This window comes from Pedobacter immunditicola (genome assembly GCF_037482985.1).
Classification (GTDB): domain Bacteria; phylum Bacteroidota; class Bacteroidia; order Sphingobacteriales; family Sphingobacteriaceae; genus Pedobacter; species Pedobacter immunditicola.
The window spans coordinates 92,618-109,458 of sequence record NZ_JBBHKC010000010.1; the positions used below are offsets into that span (position 1 = coordinate 92,618).

Genomic DNA, 16,841 nt, shown 5'->3' on the forward strand with positions numbered 1-16,841 from the left:
CAACCATACCTGTTACTTCCGGAGTAAAATTATTTTTTGAGTCCGATTTCCCTCAACCGCTCATCCAAATATTCCCCAGCCGTCATATCCTCATACACTTTCGGGTTTTCAGCATCCACACAGGAAGACAAGCTCGTTAGATCCATATCTGCTCTGGGATGTAAAAAGAAAGGCACAGAAAAACGGGAAGTTTTCATCAGTTCACGTGGAGGGTTAACCACACGATGGGTAGTTGACCGTAATTTGTTATTAGTTAATCGCTGTAACATATCCCCCACATTCACCACAATATCCGAGTGATGCGCCTTAATTGGCAGCCACTCCTTACTCCGGGTCAGCACTTCCAAACCGTCCGCGCTGGCACCAATCAACAAAGTAATTAAGTTAATATCTTCATGCGCACCGGCGCGTACTGCATCAGCAGGAATAGTTTCGGGGTGCTCAATAGGGAAGTAATGGATCCCCCTTAAAATAGAGTTTCCGTTATGAACCTGCGCATCGAAATAATTAATCGGCAGCCCCAGGTAAGTGGCGATAGCCCGCAGCAAATGCTTCCCATTGCTTTCCAACTTTTCGTAGATCTCTCGTGTCACCGTATTAAATCCCGGAATTTCCTCCAGGTACTCATTGTCAGGATATAACGCTTTAATCGGGTCACCATCAGTTACTTCCTGGCCAATTTGCCAGAATTCTTTTAAGTCGGCCGTTTTAGCCCCCTTAGCAGTTTCCTTACCCGGACTAGTGTAACCCCGCTGACCAGCAAGTTCAGGTTTCTCATATTTTAATTTCACTTCACGCGGCAAAGCGAAAACAGCTTTAATATTTTCATAAAGCTGATCAATCAATTCCTGACTAACACCATGATTGGTGATGGTTACGAAACCTGAATCATTAAAGGCTCTGCCCAACTGGTCAGAAAATTGCTTACGCTCATCTTCAGTTCCATTGATATAGGAACCCAGATCTAAACAAGGTATATAAGGTGTTGACATCGGTTTTGCTTTTATCATGTAGGCCTCAAAATTAGGAACAATTGTTAATAAACATTTATTATACGCATATCAGGCTGGTAATGTTTTTGAAATCAGCATTTTAAGTTATTAACAATCCCAGACACCTGCAGGCCTTACTAAATAAAAACGACAGCAGTAAACCAAATCAAACTATATCAGCAGCGTGTAATTAATCATAAGAATCCAGCGTTATAAAACAAAAATGCCACCTGATACGTAACTTTAAAAAAATAATTGAAGATGAAATATTTATCTATTCTAGTTTTGGTCCTTTTATCCTTTATCAATGCTGATGCCCAGCAGAAAAAGGTACAAAAGGCAACATTTGGAAATGGCTGCTTTTGGTGTACAGAAGCCGTATTTCAACGTTTAGAAGGGGTAATCAGCACCAGATCAGGCTATGAGGGTGGCTCAGTGCCAAACCCCAGCTATGCGGAGGTGTGCACCGGCACAACAGGACATGCAGAAGTCATTGAGATTACTTTCGATCCGGCTAAAATCAGCTACGATGAATTGCTGAATGTATTCTGGAAAACCCACGACCCGACGACATTAAACCGTCAGGGTGCCGATGTGGGCACACAATACCGCTCGGTAATTTTCTACCACAACGCACAGCAGAAAGCAACGGCAGAGAAATACAAAAATGAGCTGAACAAAAGCAATGCCTTTGGGAAACCCGTAGTTACTGCCATTCAAAAATCAGCGCCATTTTATGTGGCTGAAAATTACCACCAGGATTATTTCAACAATAATAAAAATCAGCCATATTGCAGGGCGGTAATTTTACCAAAGCTGGATAAACTGGAAAAAGTATTCAAAGACAAACTGAAAAAAGATAAGCTGAAAAAGTAATATTATATCAGAAATTAAGGGAATTTTACCCCGCTAAACTTCGACACCGCTACGATCGGGATACTTGACCCATACTGGCTATTAATAGCCTTGATAAAACCATTAGCCATAATTGCATAACCGAGGGGCGTTAAATGAATGCCGTCCAATGAATAAAGGTTACCTGTAATGAAGGCCGAGCTTACCTCGGCACCATTTACTGGTGCGCCCACTAACTCACCCTGCTCATTTTTAGTGGTATAGGTATTCAGCAATTCATAGGCATCCATCAGCGCCAGGCCTTTTGAAGCTGCTGCCGATTTGATTGTCGCATTGTAGTCATTGACAAAGTTGTTGACTACAGCAACTTCTGCAGGATCCAGCACCCATTTGCTTTCAATAGGGTTTAAAGGATGCAAGCCATAGGGAATTTGTGATTGATTGGGCACACCAATGACATTGGCAGAACTTAAAGTCAAGGTAAATAAATCTTCCACAGTTGCCGCTCTGGTCACATTAGCGCCGGTTTTAATATACAAAGCCGTTACCGAAGCACCTGCAGGTGTGGCACGGATTGCCGCCAACAACGATTCAAGGGTTACGGTCTTGAAATAGGGTAAATTTACCAGGTCAGGAATTGTAGCCAGCACTCCCCTGGCACCCGATTCCACCAACTTGTTCACTGTCGCATGGTATAAAGCAGAAAATGTAGGCGCAGGTGTTGGCACATCACCAGCACCACCAGAATTCGCATAACCTGCAATGTCATTATAGCCCAACCACAAACTAAAAAATGTAAACGGCTCGGCAGTTATAAAATCTAGATATGCGGTATTGTTAGCACCTGCATTCCCTGGAAGCAGCCGTTCATAATAACCATTTAAGTTGCCGTATGGGGCGAAATTGACATGTGTTGACTTCAATCCGGGAACACCATAATTATTAATTGCACCTGTGTGTTTGGTATACAGGGTTACATCGCCAAAACCAGGAATGGCAACCTGCCCCCGTATAGCTAAATTTGTTGTCTCCGGAGTGATGATTGGCGTACCGTTGGGGTTAAAACCGGTTAGCTTCAGGTACCCCGAGCCATTTGCCTGGGCTTCCGTAAAAAACGGCGTAGCAAACTCGCCGCCACCAACATTTCTCAGCTGTGCAGCCAGCATTTCAGGAAAAGAATTCTTTTGCCCTTCAAGGTATAAACCACCGTCAGCAAAACCAGCAGTATAGGAATCGCCAACCGCAATATAACGGGAGAAATCTGCTGTACCTTTATCAGGAGCGACCGTATCTATAGAAGGCTTACAGGCGGCCAGGCTGAACACACCTATTGCCAGCATTATCTTATGGGCGTATATTTTATTGAAGTATAATGATTTCATGATGTTTCTGATTGATATTAAAATTTATAAGAAATACCTATCCCAGGAATGTAAACTAAAGTTTTAAAAGTGCCATTTAAGCCCGTTTCTATATTCGTTTCCGTTCTTGACACCAGGTTTTCATAAAGAAAGGAAAGATCTATACCCAACCTTTTTGTAGGTTTAAAACCAACACCAGCACTTAGTAACAAACGGTCCGCATCCGGAACTTCGGGTGTTACATAACCTTTTCTTACTGGCGTAACCGCATAACCGATACCAGCCCTCAGCGCAAGCTTATCCGTAGTCTGGTTTTCTATGCCGAAACGAAAAGTTGCTGCATCCTTGTAATTGCGGGGAGACCTCGTATTTTCAATCCTGTCATTGTTGTTATAAACAAAGGCCAGCTCCTCATATTTATTCCAGAGCACCCAGTTCACATCCAGGGCAAGTGTGGTTTTCGCTGAAGGACGAAAACCAAAGCCAATGGTAGTCGTTGCCGGCAAGGGTAACTTCGCAGAGAACTTGGTGGGGAAGCCAGCAACCAGTGCCGAGGGAACGTTAAAGATAGCATCACCATCATCTACAGACGCAGTAACCTGCGAGCGATGAGTAACACCGATAGACACACCAGATACGGTCTCCACATAAATGCCGGCATTCCAGCCAAAATCATGTGAGTCGCCTTCTAATTGTGCTGTAGCAGTCTGCCCATTGTTAAGCGTCAACGGAATGGCACGTCTTAAATCAACCTTCCCCATGGCATAAACCAAGCCGGCGCCAATACCAATCTGATCTGTAATTTTAAAACTTACAGTCGGCTGGATAAAGATGGCCTGCAAGTCTAAAGAAGTAATGCTGTATTTACCGCTCCAGTTTTCATCCCAGAACATATCACCGCCAAAAGGGGTGTACACACCTAAACCAAACCTTAAACGACCTTCAGGGGAACCAAAAACAGCATATAACTGTATTGGCGTAGGCACTTTATTTTTATTGTGCTCTACAAGGGTGGAACCAAATTCATTAAATGCAGCTTTCAAGAAAATCGGACTCACACCGCCTTGTACGCCGTTATATTTCAGAAATGAAACCGCACCCGGATTAAAAAACAAGGCCGCTTCGTCTAACACTACGCCGGTTCCGGCGCCTGACATTCCAATTTGTTTTTGTCCATGCAGGTTGACCTGGAAGGATTGTGAGAAAGCCAAAACAGGAATGATCAATAAAAAACTAAGTAATATTTGTTTCATAATAGTTGTTTTTACGGGCAATGAAGCCATTATATTAAATATTTCGCTTTCGTCATAAACCGACCATTTTCATTTAAAAGTCAAAAGAGGCGCCACATTCCTTATGCAGGGATCTCAACGCTTATCTTTGCAATACCTCTCTATAACATCTTCATCAGCCTATAGTTTGTTCATATATGGTGATGAAGTAATCATTAAGAAAAATTTTAATAAATTATAAAAAATTATGAGTTTAATTGAAGCCTTAAACTGGCGCTATGCGACTAAAAAAATGAATGGCAATGCCGTTCCACAAGAAAAAGTAGACCAGATTGTTAAAGCAGCACACCTTGCACCAACATCTTCAGGTTTACAGCCTTTCAAAATTTTGGTGATCACCAATCCAGAACTGAAAGAAAAAATCGCTGCAGTTGCCAATGGCCAGCAACAAATTATCGACTGTTCACACCTATTGGTTTTTGCAGCCTGGAAAAATTACACCGAAGAAAACATCAAAGAAGTATTTGCTCATGCAAATGCAGAAAGAAATCTGCCTGATTCAGCTACTGAAGGTTATGTAAATATGCTGATCGCAAACTACACCACCAGATCTGCTGAAGAAAACTTTCATCATACAGCTAAACAAGCCTATATTGGTTTCGGAACGGCCATTGCAGAAGCAGCTTTATTAAAAGTTGATGCAACACCAATGGAAGGTTTCGACGCCGAAAAACTGGATGAACTGTTAGATCTTAAAGCACAAAACTTGGGCAGCACTACCCTGCTACCTTTGGGTTACCGTGAAGAAAACGGCGATTGGTTAGTGAACCTTAAAAAAGTCCGCACGCCTTTAACTGACTTTGTGATTGAATTAAATTAAGATCTTTAAATATATATCCAAGGCAGGCTTGATCATATGATCAAGCCTGCCTTTTTTTTTCTTCCCCTTATCAAAATGTAAAAATTTGTTAAAGGCTTGATTATATGAAGCAGCTAAGAGGCTAAATGAATATATTAGCGAAAATAAACGTTAAATTATATTCATGAAGTATTTAAAATTTGTTTCTGCCTTGATCATCCTGGTAATTGGCCTGCAATTTTCAGCATTTTCGCAGCTAGACACGACAACTTTAACGAACATTATCAATAAAACCAGCAAGCTTCCGGAATTGTATCCGGTGGAGAAGGTTTATTTACACTTTGATAAACCTTATTACAGTGTGGTAGATACCATCTGGTTCAAAGCATACCTCACTTCAGAGCAAAACCTTCCTTCACTGCTCAGCAAAATTGTCTACGTAGACGTGATGAACAGCAAGGATTCACTGGTTTCTTCGTTAAAATTCCCCGTTACAAACAGTGTTGCCTATGGCAACCTTCCGCTAGATCCATTGAACTTTAAACAGGGGAACTATTATGTAAGGGCTTACACCGTATGGATGCTTAATTTCGATCCCGACTATTTTTTTACAAAGAATATTGCCATTGGAGAGGCTGTCGACAAGGAATTGTTAACACATTTCAGTTACGACACCGAAAAGACAGCCAAAGACCAGGTGATCAAGGCACGCATTCAATACAAAAACGCAGATAAAGTGGCTTATGCCAATAAAACCGTCAATTGGAAGATGATATCATCCTACGATGTTGTGGATAAGGGTAAAGGCACCACCGATCAAAACGGGGTGTTGACGTTAAACATCAGTCCGCGTAAAAGCGAAGCCATCAAAAATGGCCAGCTGGTTACCGACATCACGGTTGCCGATAAAGAAACTTTGAGCGCCAGCTTTGATATTAAACCCAGTACCGGCGAAAATGATATCCAGTTTTTTCCTGAAGGAGGAGATCTTATATTAGGGGTCCCTACTCAGGTAGCCTTTAAAGCAGTAAATTCTAAAGGCCTTGGTATTGGTTCAACAGGAACAGTTACCGATCAGGATGGCAACCAGATTACCACGTTTACGTCTGGCCATGCGGGCATGGGTGCTTTTTACCTGAATACAGATGCCGCTAAAACCTATAAAGCCACTATCAGCTTTAAGGATGGCAGTAAAAAAACAATAGAACTGCCTAAACCTGTAGCCTCCGGTGTTACCTTACAGATCAACAATAGCAATCCTGAAAACATCAGCCTTAAAATCGTGGCCAATGATGCTTTCTTCCAACAGCATAAAGATAAAGGGGTCTACATTGTTGCTCAAAATGGCGGAATAATTTATTATGCCGCACAAACTGGTTTGCAAAACCAGGTGATTACGGCTAAAATCCCGAAAGCAAAATTCCCTTCCGGCATCGTTCAGATCACCTTGTTTTCTGCAGCAGGAGAGCCTGTGAGCGAGAGATTGGTATTTGTTTTACATCCGGATTCGCTAAAACTGACCGTTGCAACAGACCTGCCAACCTATAAGCCCCGCCAGAAAGTGAAGATGACCGTTACAGCAAAAAATGCAACGGAAAAACTGGTCGGCGATTTCTCGGTTGCGGTTACTGATGAACAGAAAGTACCTACAAATGAAGACACAGAGACTACTATTTTCAGTTCCTTACTTTTAAGTTCCGACCTGAAAGGATACATAGAAAAACCGAACTATTATTTTAATAAAACTGATGATAAAAAACTGGCTGAACTCGATATACTGATGTTGACCCAGGGATACCGCAGGTTTAATTACAAGGATATCCTTGCCGATAAATATCCGAAGGTTAACTTTCTTCCGGAACAGGGCATGAACATTACCGGAACCTTAAGGGACCGCACAGGGATGCCTGTGAAAAAGGCAGGCTTACGCCTAACCATTCCAGAACGAACTTACTCATCAGAGGCACTGACCAGTCCTTCGGGAATATTTAACTTCCAGAACCTGAACTTCCCTGATTCTTCACAGGTGGTGATCAGTGCTAAATATGGCTCTGCTGGCAATAATTTAATGATCATGGTAGACCAGGCACCGATGGCTGCAATTTCCCATAACAAAAATAGAGCTGAAGAAATTCAGAACATCGACAGCACTTTAAACAATTACCTGAGTAACAGCAAAAAACAATACAGCTATATGCGCCAGTTAAAAGAGGTGGTAATTGAAGGTGCGCCAATTAAAAAGGTAAATCACTCCGATTACTCTGCCTTATCTTCACTCTCTATGATGGCCGATCACCAGATCGATGGTTCACGCTTTGCTGGCTGTAACGATCTGCTTTCTTGTTTAAGAACCATGGCCACAGGGGTAACCTATGATGAAGGCTACTTTTATATCACCAGGGACTATAATGCTGGCAGAAGAACGCCTATGCAGGTATTCCTGGCAGGTACACCGGTAGATGTCTTTTCAATCAGCTCGGTGAATATTGCAGAGATGGAGTCTATTGAAATCTTCCTGAAGGATGAACTGGGGACCGTTAACCGTACCTATGGTACTAATGGTGTGATCTCCATTAACATGAAAGTAATCAAGAAAGAAAAAATGAGCCTGGCAGACCTTAAAAAGTTGCTGCCTCAAAACAATATTGTCACCATTAACCCTAAAGGGTTCAGCAAACACAGAGAATTCTATTCTCCGAAATATACTACCCCTAATTCAACAGCTAAAGACTTGAGGAGCACCATTTACTGGAATCCAAGGGTGATCACTGATGCCACAGGCACAATATCTTTTGACTTTTATAATGCTGAAGGTAAAGGAACCTATAAAGCAGTAGTAGAAGGGCTAGACAAAAACGGCAACCCTGGCCGTTTTGTCTACCGTTATACCGTTAAATAATTCTCCACCGGGGAGCACATCATCACTGATCATGCTGATGTGTTCCCTGGTTTAATTCATACTGGCATTTCAAACCTTCTTCTGTCATCACCCATTCTATATAATCGCGGTTACGCTCTCCCTCCTCGTTACATGCCCAGGATCCATACTGATTTAAATAGCGGTCCAGCTTTTCACTCAATATCAATTTAGTTCCTACAGGAACCTTAACCGTTAAACGTACCTCCTGGTCGCGCCAATTTACATTCTTATCCAGGTGTAAGCTCGAACTGAAATGCAAGAGTGAATCTTGTTGTTGAAAATCGTACTTTATATTTTGTGCATTTCTCAAAGCAAGCTCAAAAGTCTTTCCATGTGCACTGTAATTCTGTGAAACGGAAACCACACTATCAAGACTCTTCACGATATCAATGCGCACATTATTGCGGTTATTGAAAGGCCCCTCCCGGTCATCCAGAATAATCTTTCCTTTATAACCTTCCGCATTGATCTTGTACCTGATGCTATCTTCTTTAGAGAAAAAACGTGAATTATTCAGCTCCAGGGTATATACCGGATAAGGCTTTAAAGGCATTATTTGTGTAAACTCCGCCTCTTCCTTAAATTCAGAGGTTACTTTGGCAATATAGAAGATGCTCGTTGCAACCCCAAGTAACCAGATGATCAGCAGTCCGAAGGAAACAGACCTGTTCATCGGCCTACCGTTAAATGCCACACGGACGCCGAAAAGCACCAGGGCCAATAAAGGGATCGCTAAGGCTAGAAAAATCGCAATTAATAACGGGGAAAGGTAGGAAGGATCCACCATACTTAAAGGAAAGACCTCATTGGTATTGGCATCAAAAATTCCTAGAAAAGCAGCCAATGCAGCGACCAGGCTTAATAACATGCCCGAAGCAATAAAGATGATGATGGCAGCGAAGATTTTAAAGAGTGCAGAGCCCGCCCCGCCTAAAAACTTGCCTAGCCAGTCTACCATTTCGCTGAGAAATCCGCCAGACCTTTTAATCAGCTGGTTACTTTCCATCTCCTCCTGGAAACTGCGTATAAAACCTTGCAGGTTTACGGCCTCCCCTTTCATGTACATTTTCTCTGACCTCGTTGCCGCACGCGGTACCATGATCCACATCACCAGGTAAGCTAATATACCAGCGCCACCAAAAAATATCGTAATTAAAGCAAACAGCCTTACCCATCGCGCTTCCACGTTTAAATAATGAGCTAAACCTGCACAAACACCAGCAACCATACCCTGGTCGGTATCCCTGTATAACTTTTTAACCCCTGTTGAATAGGAAGAATCAATAGGCTCTGCAGCTTCTTCACCAGTTTCAAAATCATGCACACTACCCATCTGCGCCATGATCACCCGCACATCATCGATGTTGATCACCTGCTTTTGTTGGATGGTCAAAATCTCCAGGAACATTTCGGCAATCCTGTTTTCGATATCTGTTACGATCTCAAAATCATCTGCATTTCTGGCAAAATGAGCCTTGATCTCATTCAGGTAACTGGTTAACAGCTCGTAGGCATCCTCCTCGATATGGATAATGGAGTTGCCGATATTTATGTTTAGCGTTCGTTTCATTGTTTTGTTTGTTTAGATGTTTCAATTGCATAAGCCAATTCCTTCCAGGTGGTATCCAGTTGTCTTACCATCCCCTTACCCTCTTCCGTTAAGGTGTAATACTTGCGCGGCGGTCCCGATGTAGACTCTACCCAGTTATAACTCAGCAAGCCATTATTCTTTAAACGGGTCAGCAATGGATAGAGCGTTCCCTCTACCACCAGTAATTTGGCCGACTTTAATTCTGCGATGATATCCGAAGCATAAATCTCGCCCCTTGATATTATAAGCAGCACACAGTACTCGAGTATGCCCTTTCGCATTTGCGTTTGCGTATTTTCTGCTATCATATCACAAAGATATATGTTTTATATAGTAATATGCAATACATAGTACTATATAAAGATAAATAAATTTTATAACCATTTGATAATTAAGTTATTAATTTTTTTAAGCGATTTAAACGACTTATTTTGTCGTACTTATATCAACAATAAAGTACTTTTGCAAACCAATTAAACGCAGATGTTAAAGAAACCAATTGCGCTGATCAAAGAAGAGGCGGCCGAGTATTCAGAAAACTCCTTAAAAAGGACCTTGGGCCCCTTCAACCTCATCCTGATTGGGGTAGGTTTAACTTTAGGAGCCGGCTTATTTTCCATCACCGGCATTGCCGCAGCTAATTATTCAGGTCCGGCTGTTACCCTCTCTTTTCTTATTGCGGCATTGGGCTGTGGTTTTTCTGCTTTATGTTATGCAGAATTTGCTTCGATGATCCCGGTTGCCGGTAGTGCCTATACCTATTCTTATGCCACTATGGGTGAGTTTTTCGCCTGGATTATTGGCTGGGACCTGGTATTGGAATATTCCGTCGGCTGTGCCACGGTAGCCATCAGCTGGTCGCAGTACCTCACCCGTTTTCTCGCCTCTTTTAACATTTACCTGCCGGCACAGCTCACCATGTCGCCCTTTGAAACTGCCAAACTTGCCGATGGCAGTATTGTCCAGGGTTGGATCAACATACCCGGGGCGCTGATTGTGATCATGATGACCATGATCATCATGAGGGGCACTAAAGGATCGGCAATATTTAATGCCATTGTGGTTTTTCTAAAGGTTGGTGTGGTCGTGGTGTTTATTGCCTTGGGCTGGAATTACATAGACCCTGCCAATTACCAACCCTATATCCCTCAAAACACAGGCACATTCGGTGAATATGGCTGGAGTGGTGTGCTAAGGGGAGCAGCATTAGTGTTCTTTGTGTTTATAGGGTTTGATGCCGTTGCGGCCTCAGCGCAGGAAACTAAAAATCCGAAAAGGGATATGCCTATCGGAATCTTAGGCTCCTTACTGGTGTGTACTGTGTTGTTCGGCTTGTTTGCACATGTGATGACCGGTCTGGCAAATTATAAAGATTTTGGGGATAGCGGTGCCCCGGTGGCCATTGCCATAGAAAACACACCCTATGCCTGGTTGAGTCAGGCCATTATTTTAGCGATCCTGATTGGCTATACCTCTGTCATCCTGATCGACCTGATGGCACAGTCGCGCATGTTTTATTCCATTAGCCGTGATGGTATGCTGCCAAAGATATTTTCAGAAATACATCCTAAATTTAAGACACCTTATAAATCAAATATCGTTTTATGTGCATTTATCTCCATGTTCGCAGCCTTTGTACCCATGCGTGTGGTAGGTGAAATGACCAGCATAGGCACTTTACTGGCCTTTTTAATGGTTTGCGTGGGCATTTTGATTCTACGCAAGACTGACCCAAATGCTGAACGGCCGTTTCGAGTGCCATTCGTTCCTTTAATTCCCATCTTAGGGATTGTTACCTGTCTGGCAATGATGGTTTTCATGCCACTGGACACCTGGTTACGGTTAATTGTATGGTTAGCCATCGGCCTGGCCATCTATTTTCTATACGGTAAAAAGAACAGTGTCCTAAGAAAGGCGCTACACAAAAAGCAAGAATCTGAGGTATAAAGATCTAATACACAGCTTTTAACTATATATCACACTGCACACCTTTGTGAGCAGTTTTTATTACAATTAATAGATTTTCTTAAAGCTGGCTTAAGGTTTGCGAGAGATGAGTACATCTCTTTACGTCCAATATGTTATTTAAATTGAACTATCTCTTCCCAACGTTTGCCAGGCAAAGGGTGGAAAAAAAAGTAAGTACGAAGACATCATTAACCCATGAAGAATGGATAAAAATCGACCGCATTGTAATGGCACTGCTTTTTTTATTGGCCATCATCGGTGCTGTCGTGTTTTCATAACAAGCCGCTAAGTTTTAACAGCGTGAGAATATAAAAGGGACCTTCCGGTTAAGGAAAGGCCCCTTTTATGAGCATTGGCAGCAAATTACCAGTTAGGGTTTTGCTGAATTGCCTGATTTGCATTGATTTCACTTTGTGGAATAGGGAAATATTCATGTTTTCCACCAACAAAGAACTGCCTTCCAACCTTATCACTATTGACAATTTCCTGTTGTAGCAGTCCCCAGCGTTTTAAATCATAAAAACGTTGATTTTCCCTTGCAAACTCAATCATCCGCTGGTGCCTGATTTCGGTCATCATTTGATCCTGGGTAAAACCAGCAGGTAAGGCAGCAAGCTTGGCCCTTGTTCTTATTTGTTCCACCAGCGGGTAAGCTGCACCTACATTGCCCTGCATGGTATAAGCTTCGGCCAGCATCAGCAGCACATCGGCATAACGCAAGGCTCTTTCATTATTGCTGGAAGTAAAGTTGGAAGCACCGCTGGCACCAGACAACTCATTCTCCTGCAAAAAATTCTGGTATTTCTTAAGTAAACTCTGGTAGCCGAATACCAGGTTGAAACTACTGAAAGGCTTCCTGTAAAAGGTTGCTCCAGGATAATTCCAGACGATGGTGGCATACATCCGCGGATCGAAATCATTATCAACCGTTTTTTCTTTCTGAAACTCGTTGAAGAGCTTATCTGTTGGCCCGATTTCAAACCAGCCGCCCACTTCTGAAGGCGCAAATTCCTGTGCCGTGGTTACGCCTAAAGCCTGGTTGGCAACTTCACCTGCCCAAGGGTCTGTACCACCAACATCGGCCAGCTGAATTTCAAAAACTGACTCTGCATTGTTCTTTGTCGTTGCCATAAAATTAGCCTCATAATCAGGCATCAATTGGTAAGGCAAAGCCGTTACCTGGGTAAGTGTGGTTTCTGCATTAGCATAATCCTTCATGTAGAGGTAAGATTTGCCAAGATATGCCAGGGCTGCACCTTTTGTAGCCCTTCCAACCCATTGTGCTGAATAGGAAGCCGGAAGATCAGTACTTGCAGCAGTAAAATCTGCAATGACCTGTTTCCATATTTCCGCTTCAGGAACTTTAGGCTGGAAATACTCATCTTTGTTTTTAGGGACAGCAAGAATCAAAGGCACATCGCCAAAATTGATGGCAAGAATAAAATAATTCAGCCCTCTTAAAAATTTAGCTTCAGCAGTAAATTCCGTCATTTTTTGGGCATCAAGGGACATCCCCGGGATCTTCTCTAGAATTTGATTAGCCCGGAAAATAGCCCGGTAAGAAGTGTTCCACAGGTTAGCAGCTACACCATTATCGGCATTATTGGTAAATGTGGACAATTGGTACAGATCAGCAACGTCATTTCTGATGTAAAAGTCATCTCCCCTGCCATTAGCCAGTTCAATTCCCCTTACCCCCCAGAAGCCGCCATCCACATTCCTTAACAAAGTATAAGTTGCAGCAAAGGCACTGTTAACATCAGCTTCAGTTTTCCAAAAAGTTTCTTCAGTAATTTGATTGGGATTTTCTAGTTCTAAAACGCTTTTTTTACAACTGCCGAACAGGGCTGCTGCTAAAAAAAATATGATTAATTTTTTCATCTGTATGTAGTTTAAGTTTCAATGGTCATGCATTTATTTTGCACAGTATTTACAAGGTCAATTGAATACCAAAGGAAAAGGTTCTGGCCAGCGGATAAGCAACATGACCAAAATCCACCCCACGATCCAGGATAGTCCCGGTTCTTCCAAGGTCCGGGTTAAAGCCGCTATAGTCGGTGATGGTAAACAAGTTATCGGCACTGAAATAAGCCCGCAATGAATTCACACGGATTTTTTTCGCAAGCTCTTCTTTTAGCGTATAACCGATCTGCAAAGTTTTCATCCTGAAATAAGATCCGCTTTCCAGAAACCTTGACGAGGTTCTGTTATTGGAGTTGGGATCACTGGAAATTGCCCTCGGTATATCACTTTGGTTTTCCGGGGTCCAGGCATTCAGCATTTTTGTAGAATAGTTGATCCCCAGGTTGGTACTTTGCAGCACCTGTGCCAGGCCATTGTAGATTTTGTTGCCTTGTGAACCCTGGAAAAACAGGCTGATATCAAAGTTGTACATCGAGCCATTGAGGCCTATTCCATATTCAAAATCTGGAAAAGGACTACCCAGGTTGACCTTATCATTATCGTTGATTTGTCCGTCGCCGTTATGGTCAGCAAAGATGATATCTCCAGGCCCTGCATTAGGCTGTATCAGCTGTCCATTCCTGGCATAGTTGTTCACTTCCTCCTGCGAATTAAAAATACCTGTGGCCTCGATGAGGAAGAAAGAACCGATAGAACCACCTGCTTCAGTTAGGGTACTGGAAGCACCATGGTGGGAAGGCTGACCGCCAAAAATCTGCTGGGAGCCTGTACCCAGTTCGATCACTTTATTTTTAACTGCTGAGATGGTACCCGTAACACCATAATTAAAATTACCAAAGCTGCTGTTAAAGTTCGCTCCAAACTCAAAGCCATTGTTACGCAGTGTACCCGCATTCACCACCGGATTGGTAACTGCACCGGCAGAACCAGGTATCGGCACATTTAAAAGAACATCAGAAGTTTTTTTGATGAAATAATCAGCATTGAAGGTCAGTTTATTTTTAAAGAACCCTGCATCCACACCGAAGTTAAATGTCTTGGTAGTCTCCCATTTAATGTCTGGCGATGCATAGGCAGTCTGGATGGCCCCAAACCATCGCTGCTGATCAGCACCGATGACATAATTAATATTTGACGCCACAGCTGCGCTATATTGATAGTCGCCAATTTCCTGATTTCCCAACACCCCATAACTCGCTCTTAATTTCATGTTGGAGAAAATATCTGCTACGGGCTCAAAGAAATTCTCCCTGAAAATATTCCAGCCCAAAGCTATTGAGGGGAAATTACCATAACGGTTATCCGGACCAAACCTGGAAGAACCATCACGCCTGAAACTGGCTGTCAGCAAATAACGCTCATCATAAGAATAAATCACCCGGCCAAGAATAGAAACCAGCTTGCTCTCCAGGCTATTACCAGAGTTGGTAGAGATACCTCCACCGGCATCAATCTGGTCAATGCCATCAGGCAAATCTGTTCTGGCGGCTTCGGTAAATTTATAGTCGTTATCCTGATAGGTATAACCTGCCAGCGCCTGAATGCTGTGTTTTCCAACCTCCTTGTTATAACTAAGGGTATTCTCAACCAGCGTCAAGATATTCCTGTCTTCACTTAAAGAAATATCATTTGTGGGGTGCGAAAACAAAGCACCTACGGTATGGCGCCTGTAATAGTCGTAATTAGAATTGGAAGCATTGGTATAACCGACATTAAGCCTGTAGGTTAAGCCCGGCAGAATCTTTAATTCACCGAAAGCATTTACCAGCAAGCTGGTATTGACCCGGTTAATATCTTCAAGGTACAACTGTGCAACAGGGTTGGCAATATTAACCACCGGACCAAAAGCACCGGCGTAACCGCCCGGAGCAGCAGGGTCATAGATGCTAAAAGCAGGAATCATTTGCATGGCCGAGCCTACCGGATTTCCTCCCTGTCCGCCCCAGCCACCGGGCATAGTCACAAACTTCTCCCGGGAAAGCAATACGGTTTGTCCGAATTTCAATATACCCTTAGTCGTTTCTGTTTTCACCCTTAAATTATAACGCCGGTAATTGGTGATATCCACAATTCCTTCCTGGTCGTTATAACCGCCAGAAACACTGTACTTGGTGGTTTCCCCACCTCCGCTTACCAATAAATTGTATTGCTGCACGGCTCCGGTTCTAAAGATGGCATCCTGCCAGTCTGTACCTTCACCCAGCTGATCAGGGTTCTGCGCAATTTCTAAGCCCGGGAAACCTGCGTTGGCATTTGCCTGGTTACTCACTATTGCCCATTCCCGTGCGTTAAGCACATCTACACTACTGGCCTTTTTTTGAACACCATAATTGGCCGTTACCTGCACCACCGGAGCGCCGGCCCTGCCTGATTTGGTGGTCACCAAAACCACGCCATTGGCAGCCCTGGAACCATAAATAGCTGCTGCAGAAGCATCTTTCAGCACATCAATAGACTCGATATCCATTTGGTTCAGGTTATTGATGTTAGATACCTGTACACCGTCAACAATATAGAGCGGTGACGCATTTCCTAAAGTACCCACACCGCGGATTAAAATCCTTGTTCCCGAACCGGGGTCACCCCCTGCTGATTCAATGCTTACACCGGGCATTTTACCCTGCAAGGAGCGTGTAATATCACTCACACCCTGCGATTTAATGTCGGCACCTTTTACCGTGGCCACCGAACCGGTGAGGTCGGCCCGCTTAACGGTACCATAACCAATAACCACCACCTCACTTAATGCCGCAGCAGCTTCCGCCATTCTTACATTGAGGGAAGTCCGCCCATTGAGGGCTATTTCCTGGGCTGCGTACCCTACTGACGTGAAAATCAAGGTGCTATTCCCTGGAATCTGCAGTCCGAACCGGCCTTCGGTATCGGTTACCGTAGCAACAGTTGCGCCCTTCACTTTAACACCAACCCCCGGCAAGGGTTGTCCGTTTTCATCGCTCACTACCCCTGTAACCCGAAAGGGCTGTTCCTGAAAATAATTGCCGGCCTTAGCCTGGAAAACTGTGGTGAAGAATAAGATCAGCATAAGCCGTATGACCCTGATCATGTTCATGGTTAGATAATCTTTTTTCATAATAGATTGGTTTAATGATATCTTACTATAGAGACCATTTTCCGGGTTC

General features: G+C 43.2%; 12 protein-coding genes. 5 read left to right on the forward strand and 7 right to left on the reverse strand.

Annotated features, from left to right (window positions below; all coding sequences use genetic code 11):
- Positions 1-29: 29 nt before the first annotated feature.
- Positions 30-992, reverse strand: coding sequence for an isopenicillin N synthase family dioxygenase (locus WG905_RS17150; RefSeq protein WP_339593038.1), 963 nt, complete (start codon positions 990-992; stop codon positions 30-32).
- A gap of 261 nt (positions 993-1,253) precedes the next feature.
- Between WG905_RS17150 and msrA the strand changes: the two genes are divergently transcribed.
- Entirely contained in the window at positions 1,254-1,868 is a 615-nt protein-coding gene (gene msrA, locus WG905_RS17155) for a peptide-methionine (S)-S-oxide reductase MsrA (RefSeq protein WP_339592981.1), read from the forward strand.
- Positions 1,869-1,882: 14 nt separating this feature from the next.
- Here the strand turns inward: msrA and WG905_RS17160 are convergent, their stop codons facing one another.
- Positions 1,883-3,229: an SGNH/GDSL hydrolase family protein gene (locus WG905_RS17160; RefSeq protein ID WP_339592982.1), complete on the reverse strand. Its 1,347-nt coding sequence runs from the start codon at positions 3,227-3,229 to the stop codon at positions 1,883-1,885.
- Between the two features lie 17 nt (positions 3,230-3,246).
- On the reverse strand, positions 3,247-4,461 hold the full coding sequence (locus WG905_RS17165) for an OmpP1/FadL family transporter (RefSeq protein ID WP_339592983.1): 1,215 nt from the start codon (positions 4,459-4,461) through the stop codon (positions 3,247-3,249).
- Between the two features lie 226 nt (positions 4,462-4,687).
- Between WG905_RS17165 and WG905_RS17170 the strand changes: the two genes are divergently transcribed.
- Positions 4,688-5,320 (forward strand): NAD(P)H-dependent oxidoreductase, encoded by a 633-nt coding sequence (locus tag WG905_RS17170; protein ID WP_339592984.1) that lies wholly within the window; start codon positions 4,688-4,690, stop codon positions 5,318-5,320.
- A gap of 163 nt (positions 5,321-5,483) precedes the next feature.
- On the forward strand, positions 5,484-8,198 hold the full coding sequence (locus WG905_RS17175; RefSeq protein WP_339592985.1) for a carboxypeptidase regulatory-like domain-containing protein: 2,715 nt from the start codon (positions 5,484-5,486) through the stop codon (positions 8,196-8,198).
- A 22-nt stretch (positions 8,199-8,220) separates the two neighbouring features.
- Here WG905_RS17175 and WG905_RS17180 read toward each other — a convergent pair whose 3' ends face one another.
- Both WG905_RS17180 and WG905_RS17185 read right to left on the reverse strand, forming a co-directional pair.
- On the reverse strand, positions 8,221-9,789 hold the full coding sequence (locus WG905_RS17180) for a PspC domain-containing protein (RefSeq protein ID WP_339592986.1): 1,569 nt from the start codon (positions 9,787-9,789) through the stop codon (positions 8,221-8,223).
- Positions 9,786-10,118 (reverse strand): PadR family transcriptional regulator, encoded by a 333-nt coding sequence (locus WG905_RS17185; RefSeq protein ID WP_339592987.1) that lies wholly within the window; start codon positions 10,116-10,118, stop codon positions 9,786-9,788. Before WG905_RS17185 ends, WG905_RS17180 begins: the two co-directional genes overlap by 4 nt.
- 175 nt (positions 10,119-10,293) lie before the next feature.
- Here WG905_RS17185 and WG905_RS17190 point away from each other — a divergent pair, with 175 nt between their 5' ends.
- Complete coding sequence (locus WG905_RS17190) at positions 10,294-11,757, forward strand: amino acid permease (protein ID WP_339592988.1); 1,464 nt, start codon at positions 10,294-10,296, stop codon at positions 11,755-11,757.
- Positions 11,758-11,888: 131 nt separating this feature from the next.
- Positions 11,889-12,056 (forward strand): hypothetical protein, encoded by a 168-nt coding sequence (locus tag WG905_RS17195; RefSeq protein ID WP_339592989.1) that lies wholly within the window; start codon positions 11,889-11,891, stop codon positions 12,054-12,056.
- A gap of 85 nt (positions 12,057-12,141) precedes the next feature.
- Here the strand turns inward: WG905_RS17195 and WG905_RS17200 are convergent, their stop codons facing one another.
- Both WG905_RS17200 and WG905_RS17205 read right to left on the reverse strand, forming a co-directional pair.
- Positions 12,142-13,659, reverse strand: coding sequence for a RagB/SusD family nutrient uptake outer membrane protein (locus tag WG905_RS17200; protein WP_339592990.1), 1,518 nt, complete (start codon positions 13,657-13,659; stop codon positions 12,142-12,144).
- 49 nt (positions 13,660-13,708) lie between these two features.
- On the reverse strand, positions 13,709-16,792 hold the full coding sequence (locus WG905_RS17205) for a SusC/RagA family TonB-linked outer membrane protein (RefSeq protein ID WP_339592991.1): 3,084 nt from the start codon (positions 16,790-16,792) through the stop codon (positions 13,709-13,711).
- Positions 16,793-16,841: the final 49 nt, after the last annotated feature.